Origin of the sequence: Streptomyces sp. NPDC003077 (assembly GCF_040611095.1) — a bacterium.
Taxonomy (GTDB): Bacteria; Actinomycetota; Actinomycetes; order Streptomycetales; family Streptomycetaceae; genus Streptomyces.
The window spans coordinates 1-18,666 of the sequence record NZ_JBEXNM010000064.1 but is presented as its reverse complement, the minus strand read 5'-3'; the positions used below and the strand labels follow the sequence as shown (position 1 = coordinate 18,666).

14 protein-coding genes and 2 tRNA genes are annotated in these 18,666 nt (G+C 71.9%); 10 read left to right on the top strand and 6 right to left on the bottom strand.

From position 1 onward, the window contains the following. Window positions 1-54 precede the first annotated feature (54 nt). Window positions 55-1,476, bottom strand: coding sequence for an AarF/ABC1/UbiB kinase family protein (locus ABZX96_RS30570; protein WP_355550634.1), 1,422 nt, complete (start codon window positions 1,474-1,476; stop codon window positions 55-57). Window positions 1,477-1,510: 34 nt separating this feature from the next. Beyond that, window positions 1,511-2,650 (bottom strand): TOMM precursor leader peptide-binding protein, encoded by a 1,140-nt coding sequence (locus tag ABZX96_RS30565; protein ID WP_355550675.1) that lies wholly within the window; start codon window positions 2,648-2,650, stop codon window positions 1,511-1,513. A 239-nt stretch (window positions 2,651-2,889) separates the two neighbouring features. On the opposite strand from ABZX96_RS30565, the gene ABZX96_RS30560 reads away from it, so the two are divergent. Further along, window positions 2,890-3,489, top strand: a complete 600-nt coding sequence (locus tag ABZX96_RS30560; RefSeq protein ID WP_355550632.1) for a M48 family metallopeptidase — start codon at window positions 2,890-2,892, stop codon at window positions 3,487-3,489. Between the two features lie 157 nt (window positions 3,490-3,646). Here the strand turns inward: ABZX96_RS30560 and ABZX96_RS30555 are convergent, their stop codons facing one another. Both ABZX96_RS30555 and ABZX96_RS30550 read right to left on the bottom strand, forming a co-directional pair. Next, window positions 3,647-4,177 carry an NUDIX hydrolase gene (locus ABZX96_RS30555; protein WP_355550630.1) on the bottom strand — a complete coding sequence of 177 codons (531 nt, stop codon included), beginning with the start codon at window positions 4,175-4,177 and terminating at the stop codon, window positions 3,647-3,649. Further along, a complete protein-coding gene (locus tag ABZX96_RS30550) occupies window positions 4,174-5,649 on the bottom strand; it encodes a zinc-dependent metalloprotease (protein ID WP_355550628.1) in 1,476 nt (491 codons plus the stop codon). Before ABZX96_RS30550 ends, ABZX96_RS30555 begins: the two co-directional genes overlap by 4 nt. A 193-nt stretch (window positions 5,650-5,842) precedes the next feature. Here ABZX96_RS30550 and ABZX96_RS30545 point away from each other — a divergent pair, with 193 nt between their 5' ends. The 4 genes from ABZX96_RS30545 to ABZX96_RS30530 all read left to right on the top strand — a co-directional run bounded on the left by ABZX96_RS30545 (window position 5,843) and on the right by ABZX96_RS30530 (window position 9,592). After that, a complete protein-coding gene (locus ABZX96_RS30545) occupies window positions 5,843-6,994 on the top strand; it encodes an SDR family oxidoreductase (protein ID WP_355550627.1) in 1,152 nt (383 codons plus the stop codon). A 406-nt stretch (window positions 6,995-7,400) separates the two neighbouring features. Then, entirely contained in the window at window positions 7,401-7,934 is a 534-nt protein-coding gene (locus ABZX96_RS30540; RefSeq protein ID WP_355550626.1) for a molybdenum cofactor biosynthesis protein MoaE, read from the top strand. A gap of 227 nt (window positions 7,935-8,161) precedes the next feature. Then, the gene (locus ABZX96_RS30535; RefSeq protein WP_355550624.1) at window positions 8,162-8,332 is read left to right on the top strand and encodes a hypothetical protein; all 171 of its coding nucleotides are present in this window, start codon (window positions 8,162-8,164) and stop codon (window positions 8,330-8,332) included. 165 nt (window positions 8,333-8,497) lie between these two features. Next, a complete protein-coding gene (locus tag ABZX96_RS30530; RefSeq protein WP_355550622.1) occupies window positions 8,498-9,592 on the top strand; it encodes a PDZ domain-containing protein in 1,095 nt (364 codons plus the stop codon). Window positions 9,593-9,990: 398 nt separating this feature from the next. Here ABZX96_RS30530 and ABZX96_RS30525 read toward each other — a convergent pair whose 3' ends face one another. Then, window positions 9,991-10,548 (bottom strand): PPA1309 family protein, encoded by a 558-nt coding sequence (locus ABZX96_RS30525; RefSeq protein WP_355550621.1) that lies wholly within the window; start codon window positions 10,546-10,548, stop codon window positions 9,991-9,993. 135 nt (window positions 10,549-10,683) lie between these two features. On the opposite strand from ABZX96_RS30525, the gene ABZX96_RS30520 reads away from it, so the two are divergent. The 4 genes from ABZX96_RS30520 (at window position 10,684) to ABZX96_RS30505 (ending at window position 16,140) form a co-directional block, all read left to right on the top strand. Then, window positions 10,684-13,665 (top strand): UPF0182 family protein, encoded by a 2,982-nt coding sequence (locus ABZX96_RS30520; RefSeq protein WP_355550674.1) that lies wholly within the window; start codon window positions 10,684-10,686, stop codon window positions 13,663-13,665. Between the two features lie 63 nt (window positions 13,666-13,728). Next, a tRNA-Met gene (locus tag ABZX96_RS30515) sits at window positions 13,729-13,802 on the top strand. Window positions 13,803-14,117: 315 nt separating this feature from the next. Then, window positions 14,118-15,980, top strand: a complete 1,863-nt coding sequence (locus ABZX96_RS30510; RefSeq protein ID WP_355550619.1) for a sel1 repeat family protein — start codon at window positions 14,118-14,120, stop codon at window positions 15,978-15,980. A gap of 86 nt (window positions 15,981-16,066) precedes the next feature. Continuing rightward, window positions 16,067-16,140: transfer RNA gene (locus ABZX96_RS30505), tRNA-Met, on the top strand. A gap of 317 nt (window positions 16,141-16,457) precedes the next feature. On the opposite strand, the gene ABZX96_RS30500 is transcribed toward ABZX96_RS30505, so the two are convergent. Next, window positions 16,458-16,877 (bottom strand): Fur family transcriptional regulator, encoded by a 420-nt coding sequence (locus tag ABZX96_RS30500; RefSeq protein ID WP_355550617.1) that lies wholly within the window; start codon window positions 16,875-16,877, stop codon window positions 16,458-16,460. Window positions 16,878-17,036: 159 nt separating this feature from the next. Here ABZX96_RS30500 and ABZX96_RS30495 point away from each other — a divergent pair, with 159 nt between their 5' ends. Next, complete coding sequence (locus ABZX96_RS30495; protein ID WP_355550615.1) at window positions 17,037-18,500, top strand: catalase; 1,464 nt, start codon at window positions 17,037-17,039, stop codon at window positions 18,498-18,500. Window positions 18,501-18,666 lie beyond the last annotated feature (166 nt).

Here is an 18,666-nt window from a genome sequence, read left to right as displayed (position 1 = left end):
TACCGGCCGCCCGGCCGGCACCTTCGGGCGGACCGCCCCCGGTCGTCACGGGCTTCAGGCCGGGGTGCCTTCGGCAGCGTCCTCCTGCGCCGTGTCCGCCGGATCAGTGGCGCTCTCCGCGCCGTCCAGATCTCTCGCCTCGGCGGTGAAGCCCGGTACCCATGCCTCCAATTCGTCCCGCAGCCGTACCGTCGCGCCCAACTGGCACAGGACGCCGATGGTGCTGAGCGTCACACGGTGTATCAGGAGGTAGGACGGGGGCAGGTTGAGCTGCCGGCCCAGTTGGTGGGCGGGGGAGCGGGGGTCGGCGATCCGGGCCCCCTGGGCGCGCATCCACCCCCGCGTGAAGGTGAACTCCGGCGCTCGCGCGGGCTCGATGATCGGCAGGAGGTAGTCCAGCACCGCGTCCGGATCCAGCTCGATCGACTCTTTGACGAAGCCCTCCGCGCACAGGTGGTCGTAGACGGCCTCGGCTTCGCCTTCCAGCGTCATCCGCAGGGCCGTGCCGATCGTCGGCGGCAGGCCGTCGGGGAGGCGGTCCACCGTGCCGAAGTCCAGCACGCCCAGCCGCCATTTCTCGGGCGGGCCGTCCGGGGCGTCCCCGGTGAGCAGCCGGAAGTTGCCCGGGTGCGGGTCGGCGTGCAGCAGGCCCGTGCGGGCGGTGCCGGAGAAGAGGAAGCGGGCCAGCAACTGCCCGGCCCGGTCCCGCTCCTCCTGGGTGCCGTCGGCGATCACCTCGGACAGCGGGACGCCGTCCATCCACTCCGTCACCAGGACCTGCTCGCTCTGGTGGACGACCGCGGGAACCAGGACGTCCGGGTCGTCGGCGAATTCCTCGGCGTGTGCCTGCTGGGCCTGGGCCTCCAGGCCGTAGTCCAGTTCCTCGGAGACCCGGTCGCGCAGCTCGGAGATCAGCGGCTTGATGTCCATGCCCGGGATCAGAGGGCCGAGCAGTCGGGCGAACCTGCTCAACTGCGTCAGATCGGAGAGCAGCGCGGCGCCCGCTCCCGGATACTGCACCTTCACGGCGACCTCGCGGCCGTCGTGCCACACGGCCCGGTGCACCTGCCCGATGGAGGCCGCCGCGGACGGTTTGTCGTCGAAGTCCTCGAACAGGTCGCGCCAGTCGGCGCCGAGCCGCTCCGCGAGCACCGCGTGGACGGTGCTGGTCGGCATGGGCGGGGCGGCTTCCTGCAACTTGGTCAGCGCGGCGCGGTACGGACCGGCGATTTCCTCGGGCAGCGCCGACTCGAAGACGGACAGCGCCTGCCCGAACTTCATCGCTCCGCCCTTGAGCTCCCCGAGCACCCGGAAGAGCTGTTCGGCCGTGCGTTGCTGCAGTTCCCGGCCGACGATCTCCGCCGACCGGCCGCCGATCCGTTTGCCGAGCCCCCAGGTGGCGCGGCCGGCGAACCCCAGTGGCAGCGCGGCCAGCTTGGCGGTGCGGGTCACCGCCTTGCGGGGAAGATCAGACATGCGCTCCTCCAACTCACACTGTCCCCAACCGGGGTTACTCCGTCATTGTTGCCTGTCGAGGGCGAATATCCGAGGAATCCTCGGTCGTGGGCGGGGTCGCGGCACCACAAGCGCATTCCGGGTGTGGCGCGATCGGGCGCGTGGTCCAGTCGGTGGAGCAGAAGGTGAACTCCATGCGCGCGCCCGTGCAAGGCGGCAGCCGCCCGTCCAGGAAGGCCAGCGCCTGCGCGGCGGCGAGCCCGGCGACCACCGTGGCCAGCGCGGCATCGCATGCCGGGACGGCCGGTGAGCCGCGCCCCGAACGCCATTGCGCCAGCAAGCGGGGCCAGGCCGCTTCCTCGTCCGTGCGCCGCAGCTCCCAGCAGCGGGCGCACGCCGAGGTGCCCGGCAGCACCAGGGGACCCACCACTCCCGTGTTCTCGATGACGCCCGCGTACAGGTGGGGAATGCCGGACAGCAGGAGCGGCTCCGTCAGCAGGGGATCGGGTGCGTAGGCGGCGAGGCCGTCGCGCGGTGTGAGGACGACCAGCGAGGTGCCCGGCTCGCCGGAGGACGCCGGGCCGCCCGGCGTGGGGCGGGAGCGGCGGGTCCAGGGGGAGAAGCGGTGCACCAGCCGCCGCGCGGCCACATCGCGGCGTTCCCCGACCTGATCCGGGCCGAGGCCGGCCGGGAGGACGTCCCACGGCTCGACCCGGCCGCCGTCCAGCACTTCGACGTTGCCGATCCCCGCCGTGGAGAGCAGGGCCGCGACCGCGGAGCCCACCCTGCCGGCGCCCCGCACCCGCGCGCGCATGGCCTTGCGCGCTCCCATGCGCTCCAATGCGCCCGCCGGCTCGGAATGCTGCACGGAGAGTGAGGCCAGATCCGGGCGCAGCCGGCCGAAGGCCGCCTCGTCCGCCCGCACGGTCTCGGCCCCGGCTCCCCCGGCCGCGGGGGCTTCCAGCAGCCCGGCGTCCCCCAGCCGGGCCACCACGCCCCGCGCCTGCGCGGCCGTCAGATCCAGTGCCCGGGCCTCCTCCTCCAACTGCCGCACGCTGCGCGTACCGTCGATCAGCTCCAGAAAACTGCCGGTCGCCGTGTCGACCGGCCCCAGCACCACCGCGTGTGCCGGAGCCACCCCGAACCGCACGGTGTGCCGGTCCCGCCAGCCGCGCCGCAGCGCGGGCTTGAGCATCGGATGCACGACATCCGCCCCCCCGTCGATCATTGGTCCGTCCCTCCCCGCCCGTCCCACCGCTCGCGGCGGGACGGTTTTCAGCATGCCCGCGGCGGCGTGACTCCGCCGAAAGTTGTCCACAGGTGGACAGCGATAGTCGTACAAGTTCTGCACGCCCTGGCGTGTCAGGGAGTGTTCCGATCACGGAACCTTTTCCGGGCGGGACTTCACGCCCTGCCAACAGGTAACGTCGGGGCGTGCCCGCCGACCCACTGCACCGTGCCGCAGACACGACCCGCAGGAGCGCTCCGAGCCCGCCCGCCCACGGCTCCGGAACGAGCGCGGTCGAGGTGCGCCGGAGTTCACGGCGCCGCCGGACGGTCTCCGCCTACCGCGAGGGCGATCGCACCGTCGTCCTGATCCCGGCCCGGATGTCCGAGGCCGAGGAACGGCGCTGGGTGACGGTCATGCTGGACAAGCTCGCGGCCCAGGAGAGCCGGCGGATGCTGGGGGACAGCGATCTGGCCGAGCGCGCGGAGCGTCTGTCGGGGCAGTACCTGGACGGCCGGGCGCGCCCCGCCTCGGTGCGCTGGGTCACCAATCAGAACACCCGGTGGGGCTCCTGCACCCCGGCCGAAGGCAGTATCCGCCTCTCGCACCGCCTTCAGGGCATGCCGGAGTACGTCATCGACTACGTGCTCCTGCACGAACTCGCGCATCTCCTCGTGCCGGGGCACGGCCCGCGCTTCTGGCGGCTGCTGGACGCCTACCCCCGCACGGAGCGGGCGCGCGGCTACCTGGAGGGAGTGGTCGCCGCCGAGCGGCTGCCCCACGTCCCGGCCGCCCGCACGGAGTGACCGGCGGACGAGCGCCGGCAGACGGATGCCCGTGGTCCGATGGGCCACGGGCATCCGCACGTCAGGGGGCGCCGGTGCCTCGCGGGGCAGGGCGTACGGCTTCCGAGGGCCCGACAGCAGCCGCCCCAAGCCGTTGGAAGGCTCTCGAAGCGGGTTCCTACAGCAGCGCCCGGGTGCGTTCCATGAGGCGGACCACCGAAGTGTCGGCGACCTCCGCCACCTCGTCGTAACCGAACCAGCGCAGGTCCAGCGACTCCTCGCTGATCACCGGCTCGGCGCCCTCGGGGACCACCGCCGCGTACTGGACGTCCAGGTGCCAGGCGCACGGCGTCAGGTGCCGGTCCAGGCGCACCGGCCCGCCCGGCAGCAGCGTCAGCCCGCGGGCGATGCCGGACTCCTCGCGGGCCTCGCGCAGCGCGGCGTCCGCCAGCGTGCCGTCCGCCGGCTCGCAGTGGCCGCCCATCTGGAGCCACATCCTCAGCTTGCGGTGCAGCGTGAGCAGCACCCGCTCGCCGACCGGGTCGATCACCAGGGCGCTCGCCGTGATGTGGCCGTCCGCACACGACCGCCACACGCCGTCCGTATGGGCGGCGAGGTGGTCCAGGTAGGTCAGCCGCAGGTCTTCCTGATCGGTGGACGGCGCGGACCACTCCTTCAGGGTCCGCGTCGCGTCGTCGTGCAGGCTCACTTGCCGTCGTCGCCCTCGCCGTCGGACGTCCCGGGCTCCCGGCCCGGCCGGTCGTCACCGGAGGGCTGCTCCGGCTTCTTCAGGTCCGGCCCCTTGCCGCTCGCGGCCTCGCCGAGCATCTTGTCCAGCTCGGAGAAGTCCAGGTGCTCGCGGTGCACGAAGCCGTCGGGGTCGTCCAGGTCCTGGGCGGTCGGCAGCATGTCCGGGTGCTCCCACAGGCCGTCGCGGCCCTCCAGGCCCCGGGCGTCCGTCAGGGAGGCCCACAGGCGCGCGGCGTCCCGCAGGCGCCGCGGGCGCAGCTCCAGGCCGATCAGGGTGGCGAACGTCTGCTCGGCCGGGCCACCGGTCGCCCGGCGGCGCCGCAGCGTCTCGCGCAGCGCGTCCGCCGACGGCAGGTGCGGCGCGGCGGCGGCGTGCACGACCGCGTCCACCCAGCCCTCGACCAGCGCAAGCGCCGTCTCCAGGCGGGCCAGCGCGGCCTTCTGCTCCGGGCTGTCCTCGGGCTGGAACATGCCCTGCTGGAGCGCGCTCTGCAGCTCCTCGGGGTTCTGCGGGTCGAACTGGCCGACCACGTCCTCCAGCTTGGTGGTGTCCACCTTGATGCCGCGGGCGTAGCCCTCCACCGCGCCGAACAGGTGCGAGCGCAGCCACGGCACGTGGGCGAAGAGCCGCTGGTGGGCGGCCTCGCGCAGCGCCAGGTAGAGGCGCACCTCGTCCAGGGGGATGCCCAGGCCCTTGCCGAAGTTCGCCACGTTGCCCGGAAGCAGCGCGGCCTTGCCCGCCGGGCCCAGGGGCAGCCCGACGTCCGTGGAACCGACGACCTCGCCGCCTAGGACGCCCAGCGCCTGCCCGATCTGGGTGCCGAACATCGCGCCGCCCATGGAGCGCATCATCCCCAGCAGCGGGCCCGCCATGGCCTGCATCTCCTGGGGCAGGACGTCGCCCATCGCCATGCCGACGCGCTCGGCGACCGGGTCCACCAGTTCCTTCCAGACCGGCAGGGTCTCCTCGACCCACTCCGCCCGGCTCCACGCCACGACCGTGTGCGCGCCCGAGGGGAGCGAGGTCACACCGTCCAGCCACAGGTCGGCCAGGCGGACCGCCTCCTGGACGGCCGCCCGCTCGCCCGGCGACACGCTCGCGTCCTTGCTGCCGTCCTCGGCGCCCTGGGCCACGGTCTGGCGGGCGATGTCCTTGGCCATGTCCCAGTTCACCGGCCCGCCCTCGTACGAGAGCATCTGGCCGAGCTTCTGGAAGGCGGCGCCCAGGTCGCCAGGGTTCATCTCGCCACCAAGGCCGCCCATGCCGCCGAAGAGCGCCGCGAACGGATTGTCCGCGCCACCGCTCCCGCCGCCGAACCCGAACGGGTTCGCGGGGCCCTGGCTACCTCCCTGGCCGCCCTTCTGCTTGCCGTTGTCGCCGTCCTCCGGCTCCTCCGGCGGAAGGCCGAATCCAAATGGGGTATCACTCACGGGTTTCCTCGGCTCGTAGGGCCGCCGGCCCGGGGCCGACGGCGGCTGCCCGACAACTCCTTCCAGCCTAGACACCCCGCGCGGCTTCGGGGCTCGGTGCTCCGCTGTCATGGTGCCTGCGGCAGGATGGACGCCACCTGGTACGTACGTGTCAGTACGCGTTCGTACTGAAGACAACCGCTGGAGACGCCCGGTGAGTTCCCCAGATCCGTCCGTTCGCGCAGCGCGAAACGTTGCGGCAACGACCGAGAAAGCAGCCGGAACGGCAGGTGACGCCCCCGTGACGGGGCTGCGACGGCCCGTCGTCGCGGTCACCGGCGCCGCTTCCGGGGTCGGTGCCCTGCTGACCCGGGCGCTGGCCGCGTCCGACGAGGTCAAGCGGGTGGTGGCCATCGACGAACGGCGCGGGGAGGCCGCCGAGGCGCACTGGCACGTCCTCGACGTGCGGGATCCGGCCATCGCCGACAAACTGCGCGGCGCCGACGTCGTCGTCCACCTGGCGGTCGACCTCGACCTGGAGACCGACGCCGCGGCCCGTACGGCGTACAACGTGCGCGGTACGCAGACGGTGCTCACGGCCGCCGCGGCGGCCGGCGTCCACCGCGTCGTGCTGTGCACCTCCGCCATGGTCTACGGGGCGCTGCCCGACAACGACGTGCCGCTGGCCGAGGACGCCGAGCTGCGCGCCACCCCCGACGCCACCGGGGTCGGCGACCTCCTGGAGATCGAGCGCCTGGCCCGCCGCGCGCCCCGCGCGCACCCCGGCCTGAACGTCACCGTCCTGCGCCCCGCCGTCCTGGTGGGCGGCACCGACACCGCGCTGACCCGGTACTTCGAGTCCCCGCGTCTCCTGGTGGTGGCGGGCTCCCGGCCGACCTGGCAGTTCTGCCACGTCGAGGACCTGGTCGGCGCCCTGGAGTACGCGGCCCTGGAGAAGGTCGAGGGCGAGCTGGCGGTGGGCTGCGACGGCTGGCTGGAGCAGGAGGAGATCGAGGAGCTGAGCGGCATCCGGCGCATGGAGCTGCCGTCCTCGGTCGCCCTGGGCGCCGCCGCACGGCTGCACCGGATCGGCCTGACGCCCTCGCCCGCCGGGGACCTCGCCTACACGATGCACCCCTGGGTGGTCAGCGGCAGCCGCCTGCACGCGGCGGGCTGGCGCCCCCGGTGGACGAACGAGGAGGTGCTGGCCGAGCTGCTGGAGGAGGTCGCGGGCCGCCACACGCTCGCGGGCCGCCGTCTGGGCCGCAAGGACGCCACCGCGGCGGGCGCCGCCGGTGCCACGGTCGCCCTGCTGGGCACCGCCGCCCTGGTCCGCCGCGCCCGCAAGGCACGGCGGCGCATCTGACGCCGCCGGGGCGGTTGCGGGCCCGGGAGCGCGTGCGGGTCTGGGAGGGGAGCGTTCCTGCGAGCGGGCCGGCTCGCGCTCCCGCGCTCGGGTAGTGCGCGCGCCGGGACGCGCGCGGGCGCGGACGCATCCGTGCGCTGCATCGCAGGCCGTGCGCGCCGTGCCCTCCACCGCCTCCCGCGCCCTGCCGCCCCCGATACATCCTGGCCTGCCGACCGGGCCCCGCTCCCGGCCCCCGTAGCGCCGCACGCTCACCTCCTCGGGCGCCGCTGCCGGAGGCGCCCGCCCCCCGGCGGCCCGAGGAACCGCCCCGCGCCGACGCTGTACGAGCCTCCATACGAAACCCCGGCACGTCCGGTGGAACGGCCATTCCGCGGAACGCCCCAGGTGGGGCACGATGGTCCGCATGTCCGGCACGCATGCCCCCCAGCCACGCGCCCCCCGCACCGACGAGCAGCCCGCCACGGGCCCGGCCCACCCGCCGCGCCCCGCTCCCGACCACCCCGGGGAGCGGGCCGCCGCCGACCCGATCCGCCTCCTGGCCGTCCGGGAGACGCCCCTGTCCGTCGACGAGGTGTTCGCGGCCGTCAGGGACGGCGCCGCGGGCGGCACGGCCCTGTTCGTCGGCACGGTCCGGTCCCATGACGGCGGAGCCGACGTGGACGGGCTCGGCTACTCCGCGCACCCCTCCGTCGAAGCCGAGCTGCGGCGGGTGGCCGAAAGGGTGGTGGCCGACTTCCCGGTCCGCGCGCTGGCCGCCGTCCACCGCGTGGGTGACCTGACGATCGGCGACCTGGCCGTCGTGGTCGCCGTCTCCTGCCCGCACCGGGCCGAGGCCTTCGCCGCCTGCCGCCGCCTGATCGACGACCTCAAGCACGAGGTGCCGATCTGGAAGCACCAGACGTTCTCCGACGGCTCGGAGGAGTGGGTGGGGGCCTGAGCCCTCCGGCCTTTGGGACGGTGCCCGAGCGACGAGGGCGAGCGCCCCGCCCGTCCCCCGCGGGCTCCGCCATAGGGAAGGAACCTTCCGGCTCACCGGCGCGTCTCACCAACGGCTGCGCGACGCGCCGGTGGCGTAACCGGCCCCTGTCGCGGGCGTTGTGCTGTTGAGTGGTTAATCTGCTTATCCGTCGGTGCGGTTGCGCGAAAAGGATCGGGAGGGCCGCTGTGGGTGCTCTTCTCTGGCTGCTGATCCCGGTGCTCGCCGTCATCGCCGCGGCGATCTGGAGTACCTGGGCGACGCGCAACCGCAAGGCCGGCGATGTCGCGGAGCTGGCGGGTTACGCCCGTTTCCGCGAGGCCATGGAGAAGGAGCGTTCCGGCTCCGACGCCGCCTGACCAGCGGGTCCGTCCCGTGAGGACCGTCGCCTGACGAGCCGGCCCCCTCCCGCGAGGACCGCCGCCTGACCAGTCGGCCACGCTTCTCACCGGCGCCGCCTGACCGCACGCCCGTACGGGCGGCCCCGCGATTCGCTTGTCGGACCGGTCCCGTACTGTCGTTCCATGCCACGCCGCACCGCGACGCTGCTCGCCTCGACCCTCATGTTGATCGCGCTGCTCTGCGCCGGAGTGCTCATCCCCGTCCCCTACGGGGAGATGTCGCCGGGGCCGACGGTCAACACGCTCGGGGACCACGACGGCGAACCGGTGCTCCAGATCTCGGGCCACGAGACCTACCCGACCACCGGGCACCTCAACATGACGACGGTCCGGGTGACCGGCCCGCAGTACAAGATGAACCTCTTCGAGGCGGTGTACGGCTGGCTGACCAGGGACAACGCCGTCGTTCCGCAGCGCACGCTCTACCCGCAGGACCAGACCCCGGAGCAGGCCGACCAGGAGAACGCCGAGGAGTTCAGCCAGTCCCAGGAGAGCGCCAAGGTGGCCGCCCTCAAGGCGCTGGACATCCCGGTCCAGACGCAGACGGTCGTGGCGTCCGTCGTGAAGGGCAAGCCGGCCGACGGGAAGCTGCACGCCGGTGACGTGATCAAGGCCGTCGACGGCACGCCGGTCAAGAACCACGGCGAGGTGGCCGAACTGGTCACCAAGCACAAGGCCGGCGAGAAGGTGCGCTTCACAATCATTCCGGCGAAGGACGCCGCGGCGGCCGAGAAGAAGGGCAAACGGCCCGAGGGCGGCGAGAAGGAGATCTCACTCAGCACCGCGTCGGGGCCGAAGGGACGGGCCATCGTCGGCATTCAGGCCGGTATCGATCACATTTTTCCGTTCTCGATCGACATCAAGCTCGCCGACGTCGGCGGTCCCAGCGCCGGCCTGATGTTCGCGCTCGGGATCGTCGACAAGATCACCCCCGAGGACCTGACGGGCGGCAAGTTCGTGGCCGGTACGGGGACGATCGACGAGAACGGCAAGGTCGGCCCGATCGGCGGCATCTCGATGAAGACGGTCGCCGCGCGTGCCAAGGGGGCGGAGTTCTTCCTCACGCCGGAGGACAACTGCACCACCGCGTCGAAGGAGACCCCGGACGGCCTGCGGCTGGTCAAGGTGCGCACCATCGACGACGCGATGAAGGCCCTCGAAAAGATCCGCAAGGGCGACACGGCCCACCTGCCGAGCTGCGCCACGGGCCGCTCCTGACGAGGACCGCGCGCGCCGAAGCGACGTTGTGTACGGTCGCGCCGGCGTGAGGTGGGCCACCGGTCCCGGGCGGCCGAAGCCTCCCGAGGCACCGACCGCGGACGGCCGAAGCCGCCCAGGCACCAGGCTCGTCCGCAGCCGGTCTCAGGCCCGCCCGAGCCCGCGCCCAGCCGACGAGCCCCAGCCGTCCCGAGCCCCCGGAACCGGCCCAAGCCCGCCCCGAGCCCCCGAGCCCGACCGGGCGCAAGCCCGCCGCGCCCCCCAACGCGGACGGACCGGCCCTCAGGGCCCACAAGGGATGCAAGGCCCGCGCCGCCTGCAAGGCCCCCCGGACTCTCAGGGCCGAAAGCACCCAAAACGGCTCAAGCGCTTCAAACGCCCCGAGCCCCCCCAGCCCCTCACCCCTCGAACGTCGCCGCCAGCGCGTCCGCCAGCCCCGGGACCAGCGCGGCCCCGGTCAGCACCTCGGAGGCGGAGTCCTTCTCGCGCAGCCGCAGCGCCGACTCGCGCGCCCCGGTCCGCAGCACCGCCACCGTCATCCGGACCTCCTGGCGGTCCGGGTGCTCGGCGACCCACTTGGCGAGCCGCTCCTCGTCGAGGTCCTCCGGTACGGAGTCCTCGGCGGACGGCGGCAGCATCAGGCGCTCCACGGTGAGCGCGCACCCGATGACCGGGTCGGGCCAGGCGATGGTGGCGAGGAACTCGTCCAGCGGGACGTCGGCGGGGACCTCGTCCTGCTCGATGGGGGTCAGGGAAGTGGTGGCGGAGTCGTCGATGCCGAGCTGTTCGGCGAGCGCCGGCTCCTGGGCGCGGAGCTTGGCCGAGTCGACGAGGGCGAACAGACGGGCGGGCTGGTCCCAGCCGAGTCCGGAGGCGTACTCGTCGATCTCCAGCACGGCGCGGGTCAGGGGGTCGGCGGCGAGCGGGGTGCCGCCGTCAAGGGGGAGGTTGGTCATGTCCAACATCGTGCCTTGTCCACCCCGGAAATCGGGAACCGAGTAAAGCCTTAGTAAGTTGCAACAGTGGGTCCTACTATCGCCGGGCCCGCATACACGACAGCGAACTTCGAGGTGCGCACCTTGGCTTTCCAGATGCCGGACCGCGGCGGAGGCCCGACAGGGCCACGGATCAGAGTCGGCCGACCGTCCCGGCGGATCCGGACCCTGCTCATGACAGTGGGCGTGCTGGCGGTGCTGGCCATGCTCTTCGTCATGTTCGCCGGGTTCTGGACCGACTGGCTCTGGTACCGCTCGGTGAACTTCTCCTCGGTCTTCACCACCACCCTGTGGACCAAGATCGGACTGTTCGCCGCCTTCGGCCTGCTGATGGCCCTGGCGGTGGGGATCAACATCTGGCTGGCGCACCGGCTGCGGCCACCGCTCAGCGCGATGTCCTCGGAACAGCAGAACCTGGACCGCTACCGGATGGGCATCGCGCCCTTCAAGAAGTGGGTGCTGATCGCCGTCACGGCCCTGGTGGGCCTGATCGCGGGCGCCTCCGCCTCCGGGCAGTGGCGCACGTGGCTCCAGTGGGTGAACGGCGTGCCGTTCGGCAAGACGGACCCGCAGTTCGGCAAGGACGTCTCGTTCTACGCCTTCGACCTGCCCTGGTACCGCTTCCTGCTGAGCTTCGGGTTCGCCTGCGCGGTGCTGTGCCTGATCGCGGCGGCGCTGACGCACTACCTGTACGGCGGGCTGCGGCTGACCAGCCCCGGTTCGCGGGCCACCGCCGCCGCCACCGGGCACCTGTCCGTCCTGCTGGGCCTGTTCGTGACGCTCAAGGCCGTCGCGTACTGGCTCGACCGGTACGGCCTCGCCGTGAAGTCCAGCGGCCTGAAGTCGGCCGACGGCTGGACGGGCCTGCGCTACGTCGACGCCAACGCCTACCTGCCGGCGAAGACGATCCTGTTCTTCATCGCCGCCATCTGCGCGGTGCTCTTCTTCGCCACCCTCTGGCGCCGTACGTGGCAGCTGCCCGTGATCGGGTTCGGCCTGATGGTGCTCTCCGCGATCCTCATCGGCGGCCTGTACCCGGCGATCGTGCAGAAGTTCCAGGTCCAGCCGAACGAGCAGGCCAAGGAAGCGCCGTACATCAAGCAGAACATCAAGGCCACCCGCGACGCGTACGACATCGGCGAGTCGGCCGTGACGGGCTACAAGGGCGACTACAAGCCCACGTCGAAGGCGGACCGCGACAAGCTGCGGGACAACGCCGACACCACCGCGAGCATGCGGCTGCTGGACCCGAACGTGGTCTCGCCGGCCTTCCAGCAACAGCAGCAGGTCCGCGGCTACTACCAGTTCCCCTCCACCCTTGACGTCGACCGCTACAAGGACAAGGACGGAAAGGAGCAGGACACCGTCATCGGTCTGCGCGAGCTGAACATCGCCGGCATCCCCGAGCGGAACTGGATCAACGACCACTTCAAGTACACCCACGGCTACGGCGCGGTCGCGGCCAAGGGCACCGAGACCGCCGACGGCGGCGGCCCGAAGTACAGCGAGAGCGACCTGCCGTCGGAGGGCCAGCTCGGGAAGTACGAGCAGCGCGTCTACTACGGCGAGAAGACCACGCAGTACTCCATCGTGGGCGGGCCGCAGAAGGAGCTGGACTACTCCGACGACACCGGCGAGAAGAGCTACAGCTACAAGGGCAAGAGCGGGGTCAACCTCGCCAACCCGTTCAACCGCGCCGCGTACGCGGTGGCCTTCGGCGAGCCGCAGATCCTGTACTCCGGCGCGATCGGCGAGGGCTCGCGGATCCTGTACAACCGCACGCCCAAGGAGCGCGTCGAGGCCGTCGCGCCGTGGCTGACCATCGATGGCGACGCCTACCCGGCGGTCGTCGACGGCCGCATCCAGTGGATCGTGGACGCGTACACGACCAGCAACGGCTACCCGTACGCCTCGCGCACCACGCTCGGCGACACCACCGCCGACTCGCTCACCAACGGTCAGCGCGCGGTCGTGGCCCAGCAGAACCAGGTCAACTACATCCGCAACTCGGTCAAGGCGACGGTCGACGCGTACGACGGCACCGTCAAGCTCTACCAGTGGGACACCAAGGACCCGGTCCTGAAGACCTGGATGAAGTCCTTTCCCAGCACCGTCGAGAAGCGCAGCGCGATCAGCGACTCGCTGATGGCCCACCTGCGCTACCCGCAGGACCTGTTCAAGGTGCAGCGCCAGCTCCTGACGACGTACCACGTCAAGGACCCGGGTACGTTCTACACCGGCAGCGAGCGCTGGCAGATCCCGAACGACCCGACGAACAAGTCGGGCAATTCGGTGCCGCCGTACTACCTGAGCATGAAGATGCCGGACCAGGAGAAGCAGACCTTCTCGCTGACGACCACCTTCACGCCCAACAAGCGCGACAACCTCGGCGCCTTCATGGCCGTCGACGCGGACGCCAAGAGTCCGGACTACGGCAAGATCCGCATCCTGAAACTGCCGTCCCAGACGCCGGTGCCGGGTCCGCAGCTCGTGCAGTCCAAGTTCAACTCCGATCCGACGATCGCCGACGAACTCAACGTCCTCAAGAAGCTGGGCGACTCGGAGATCGAGTACGGCAACCTGCTCACTGTCCCCCTGGACGGCGGCCTGCTGTACGTCGAACCGGTCTTCCTGCGCGGCGCCGGCACCGACTACCCGCTCCTGAAGAAGGTGCTCGTCAGCTACGGCGACAGCAAGCCGGTGCTGCGGGACAGCCTTGAGGAGGCGCTGGACGTGGTCTTCGACAGCAAGGCGGCGGACACCGGCAAGAAGCCGCCGGCCACCGGCGGCGACACGGGCCGCCCGCCGTCGATCGGCGATCAGCAGAGCGTCCAGGACGCGCTGGACGAGGCCAAGAAGGCCATCGAGGAGGGCGAGCAGGCCCGCCGGTCCGGCGACTGGGGCGCGTTCGGCGACGCCCAGAAGAAGATCGAGGAGGCGCTCGACCGGGCCATCGAGGCGGAGAAGAAGGCCGCTTCCGGGCCGGGTTCCGGCGACGGCAAGAACGCCGACGGCAAGAACACCGACGGAAAGAACGCCGACAAGGGGAACCAGAAGGACGGCCAACAGGGCGGCTGAGCCACGGCCCGGCCGCTGAGGCCGGGCCCCGTCCCGCGTCGTGGTAGGGTTGAAATACAACGACGCGGGGTGGAGCAGCTCGGTAGCTCGCTGGGCTCATAACCCAGAGGTCGCAGGTTCAAATCCTGTCCCCGCTACTGAAAAGACGAAGGCCCGGATCCGCTACAGGATCCGGGCCTTCGTCATGCTTACGGATGTGTACGCACCGTGCGTGTTTGTATACGCTGCGTACGCGCATGCTCGTGGTGTGTGCCCCCGGTGGGCGTGGTGTGCGCGGATGTGTGGTCGCTGTCGCGGGCGCCGTACGGGCCGTTCCCGAGGGCGCGCCGGCACGGAGCGGAACCGGAGAGCGAGGGTTTGGCGTGTCTCTGTGTCGGGAAGTCGACAAAACGCTGTAGTGACCTCACTGGCTGCGGTATACGAGGTGTACCCGGGTTACGGGTGGTGCGACGATGGCCCTTATGGGGGACAAGGCGAGGTTGTTGGAGACAGGTACGTTGGCGCACGCGCCCGATGGCGGGCAGGGAAACGACGTGCCGCTGGACGCGATGGACGCCATGGAGGTCGCCGACGCGGCGGACGCGTCCGACGCCGTCATCGAGTCCGGACACCGCCGCGCCGCCGAAGCCGGGGACACCGCCGCCATGAGCGTGCTGGGCGCGCTGCTGCTGCGCCGCGGAGACCTGGACGGCGCCGAGCCCCACCTGCGCTCCGCCACCGCCGCCGGCGACCGGGCCGCCGCCAACAACCTCGGCGTCCTCCTCCACCAGCGGGGCTACGCCGACGAGGCCGCCGGATGGTGGCGGATCGCCGCCGTGGCTGGCTCCGCCGCCGCGGCGCACGCCCTGGGGCGGCACTACCGCGAACGGGGCGACGAGCCCGCCGCCGAATACTGGCTGCGCCAGTCCGCCGAGTCCGGCCACTACCTGGGCGCGTACGCGCTCGCCGACCTGCTGGAGCACCGGGGGGACGTGGGCGCCGAGCGGTGGTTCCGGGCCGCCGCCGAGCGCGGCCACCGGGAGGCCGCCTACCGGCTGGCCCGCATCCTGGAGGAGCGCGCGACGAAGGGCGACCGCGGCCCGCACACCCTCGGCGGGCGCGCCGCCCCAGAAGAGGCCAAGGCCGCGAGCGGTGAGCCGCAGGCCGAGGCCGAGCAGTGGTACCGGCAGGCCGCCGCGCGCGGCCACCGCCGCGCCGCCCTCCACCTGGGCACGCTCCTGGAGGAGCGCGGCGACACGAAGGAGGCGGCGCACTGGTACCTGTGCGCCGCCAAGAGCGGGGAGGCGCGCGCCGCCTGCGCGCTGGGCTTCCTGCTGCGGGACGCCGGGGACGAGGACAGCGCGGCCGAATGGTGGCGGCGCGCCGCCCAGGACGGCGACGGCAACGCCGCCAACGCGCTCGGCGCGCTGCACGCCGACCGCGGCGAGACACAGACCGCCGAGCGCTGGTACCGGGTCGCCCTGGAGGCCGGCGACGTGAACGGCGCCTACAACATCGGGCTGCTCTGCGCCGAGCAGGGCCGGGCCGGGCGCGGCGAGCAGTGGTACCGCCGGGCCGCCTACGCGGGGCACCGCGAGGCCGCCAACGCGCTCGCCGTGCTGCTGCTCCAGCGCGGTGACGCGGCCGGAGCCGAACCGTGGTTCTCCAAGGCCGCCGAGGCGGGCAGCGTGGACGCGGCGTTCAACCTCGGCATCCTGCACGCCGGGCGCGGTGAGGAGCGGCTGGCGCAGCGGTGGTACGAGCGCGCCGCCGAGGCCGGGCACACCGAGGCGGCCCTCCAGGTGGCCATCGCGCACCTGAGGGACGGCGACACCGAGGCCGCCGAGCGCCACCTGCGGTGCGCGGCCGAGGGCGGCAGCGCGGAGGCCGCCTTCCGGCTCGCCGACCTGCTGGACCGCGGGTCGGCGGGGGAGCGGGACGAGGAGAGCACCCGGTGGTACGAGCGGGCGGCACGGCAGGGGCACCGCCGCGCCCAGGTGCGGGTCGGCATGTTCGCGGCGGCGCGCGGGGACGCGTGGGAGGCCGCGAGCTGGTACCGCGCCGCGGCCGAGGCGGGCAGCCGCAACGGGGCGTTCAACCTCGGGCTGCTGCTGGCTCGTGAGGGCAGCCTTCCGGAGGCCGCGCTGTGGTGGACCCGGGCCGCGGAGAACGGGCACGGGCGCGCCGCGCTGCGCCTGGCGCTGCTCGCCGCCCGGCGGGGCGCGCTCGCCGAGGGGCACCGGTGGTGCGCGCGGGCCGTGGAGTGCGGGCCGCCCGAGGTGGCGGAGCGCGCGGCCCGGCTGCGGGCGGCCCTCCAGGAGGAACTGAGCGCGTAAGGGGCGGGTCGCGAGCACTGGCCTGGGCGCGACGCACGGTGATTTGCGCGGGTCGGCGGCCTGGGGTTAGTGTTGGGGCATACCGACGCGGGGTGGAGCAGCTCGGTAGCTCGCTGGGCTCATAACCCAGAGGTCGCAGGTTCAAATCCTGTCCCCGCTACTGAACACCGAAGGCCCGGATTCGTTTACGTGACGAATCCGGGCCTTCGGTGTTTTTCGCGTACGTTTCGACAAGCTGGGGCGACGGGTGGGGTGTGCGTCTCGTCGAGGGGCGCGCAAGGCCCGTACGGGAGGGTGCGGCACGGAAGAGGGCGCGACGGAACGACGCGCGCCGGTGGGTGCGCCTGGCGCGTGCGCTGTCTGGGGCGTGACGGGCAGACCGTGCGGGGTCCGGCCGTCTTTGTGGGCGGTCGGCCTGCCTTGTGGGCGGCCGGGCCGTCTTGTGGGCGGTCGACGCGGAAGCCGGCCGGCCCGGGGTCAGTCGGCCTGGGCGCAGGTCGGGCAGATGCCCCGGTAGGTGACCGTGACCTCGGAGACCTGGAAGCCGAAGCGTTCCGGTTCCGGGAGCGCGGCCATGGGGTTGCCCTCAAGGTGGACGTCGCGGATGGTGCCGCACCGGGAGCAGATCAGGTGCTGGTGATCGTGGTGGGCGTTGGGGTCGTAACGTTTCGCCCGCCCGTCCGTGCTGACCTCGATCACCTCGCCCAGGGACACCAGCTCGCCCAGGGTGTTGTAGACGGTGGCGCGCGAGATCTCGGGGAGTCGTTCCGTGGCCCGGGCGTGCACCTCGTCGGCGGTGTAGTGGACGTGGTCCCCGTCGAGCACCTCGGCGACGACGCGTCGCTGCGCGGTCAGCCGCCAGCCGCGTCCCCGGAGTCGTTCCAGCAGGTCACTCATGCCAATCACCTATCAGTCAGATAAGGAACAAGGGTAGCAGCGGTGTGTCCATCACCGGATCAGGTAAGAAATTCGGGAGCTTCTTGACTTAGACATTGTCCAATGTAGGATCGGCTGCGGCGCAAGCCAAGGGCAGGCAGATCACTCAGGAGGCGCACTGTGTCGGTAGAGAGCACCACCGGACCGCTGACCACGGAGGCCGGGGCTCCGGTCGCGGACAACCAGAACAGCGAGACGGCCGGCATAGGCGGCCCCGGTCTGATCCAGGACCAGCTGCTCATCGAGAAGCTCGCGCACTTCAACCGCGAGCGCATCCCGGAGCGTGTGGTCCACGCCCGCGGCGCCGGCGCGTACGGCACCTTCACCGTGACCGCGGACGTCACGAAGTACACCCGCGCCAAGTTCCTCTCGGAGATCGGCAAGGAGACCGAGGTCTTCCTGCGCTTCTCCACCGTCGCGGGCAACCTCGGCGCGGCGGACGCAGTGCGTGACCCGCGCGGCTTCGCGGTGAAGTTCTACACCGAAGAGGGCAACTACGACCTCGTCGGCAACAACACCCCGGTGTTCTTCATCAAGGACGCCATCAAGTTCCCCGACTTCATCCACACCCAGAAGCGCGACCCGTACACCGGCTCGCAGGAGGCGGACAACGTCTGGGACTTCTGGGGCCTGTCGCCCGAGTCCACCCACCAGGTGACCTGGCTGTTCGGTGACCGCGGCATCCCGGCCTCCTACCGTCACATGGACGGCTTCGGCTCGCACACCTTCCAGTGGAGCAACGAGGCGGGCGAGGTCTTCTGGGTCAAGTACCACTTCAAGACCGACCAGGGCATCAAGAACCTCACCCAGGAAGAGGCCAACAAGCTCGCCGGTGAGGACCCGGACAGCCACCAGCGCGACCTGCGCGAGGCCATCGAGCGCGGCGAGTTCCCGTCCTGGACCGTCAGCGTCCAGGTCATGCCGGCGGCGGAGGCGGCGAACTACCGCTTCAACCCGTTCGACCTGACCAAGGTCTGGCCGCACGCGGACTACCCGCTGATCGAGGTCGGCAAGCTGGAGCTCAACCGCAACCCGGAGAACATCTTCGCCGAGGTCGAGCAGTCGATCTTCTCCCCGCACCACTTCGTGCCGGGCATCGGCCCGTCCCCCGACAAGATGCTCCAGGGCCGCCTGTTCGCCTACGCGGACGCGCACCGCTACCGCGTCGGCATCAACGCCGACCACCTGCCGGTGAACCGCCCGCACGCCACCGAGGCGCGCACCTACGGCCGGGACGGCTACATGTACGACGGCCGCCACGGCAAGGCCAAGAACTACGAGCCGAACAGCTTCGCCGGCCCCGTCCAGACCGGCAAGGCCCTGTGGCAGCCCGCCGCGGTGACCGGCTACACCGGTGAGCACGAGGCGCCCTCGCACGCCGAGGACAACGACTTCGTGCAGGCCGGCAACCTGTACCGCCTGATGTCGGAGGACGAGAAGGAGCGCCTGATCAACAACCTGGCGGGCTTCATCTCGAAGGTCTCGCGCGACGACATCGCCCAGCGCGCGATCGAGAACTTCCGCAAGGCGGACGAGGACTACGGCAAGCGGCTGGAGGCCGCGGTCCAGGCCCTGCGTGGCTGATCAGCGCCTGCCGTAAGACCGAAGAGGCCGGACGCCAAGGGGCTCCGGCCTCTTCGCGTGCCCGCGTGCGGGTCCGTACGCGGGGCGGGCCGGGGCGGTGCCGCTTCTTGCCCCGAGCCGTCCCGCGTCCTCGTACGGATCCCGCGTGGCACCCCGACGGGGCGCC

Coding starts and splice junctions, on each gene's coding strand:
- ABZX96_RS30565 (WP_355550675.1), bottom strand. CDS start 2,650: ATGCTCAAGCCCGCGCTGCGGCGCGGCTGGCGGGACCGGCACACCGTG.
- ABZX96_RS30500 (WP_355550617.1), bottom strand. CDS start 16,877: ATGAGTGACCTGCTGGAACGACTCCGGGGACGCGGCTGGCGGCTGACC.
- ABZX96_RS30570 (WP_355550634.1), bottom strand. CDS start 1,476: ATGTCTGATCTTCCCCGCAAGGCGGTGACCCGCACCGCCAAGCTGGCC.
- ABZX96_RS30520 (WP_355550674.1), top strand. CDS start 10,684: ATGCCGGACCGCGGCGGAGGCCCGACAGGGCCACGGATCAGAGTCGGC.
- ABZX96_RS30525 (WP_355550621.1), bottom strand. CDS start 10,548: ATGACCAACCTCCCCCTTGACGGCGGCACCCCGCTCGCCGCCGACCCC.
- ABZX96_RS30510 (WP_355550619.1), top strand. CDS start 14,118: ATGGCCCTTATGGGGGACAAGGCGAGGTTGTTGGAGACAGGTACGTTG.
- ABZX96_RS30530 (WP_355550622.1), top strand. CDS start 8,498: ATGCCACGCCGCACCGCGACGCTGCTCGCCTCGACCCTCATGTTGATC.
- ABZX96_RS30540 (WP_355550626.1), top strand. CDS start 7,401: ATGTCCGGCACGCATGCCCCCCAGCCACGCGCCCCCCGCACCGACGAG.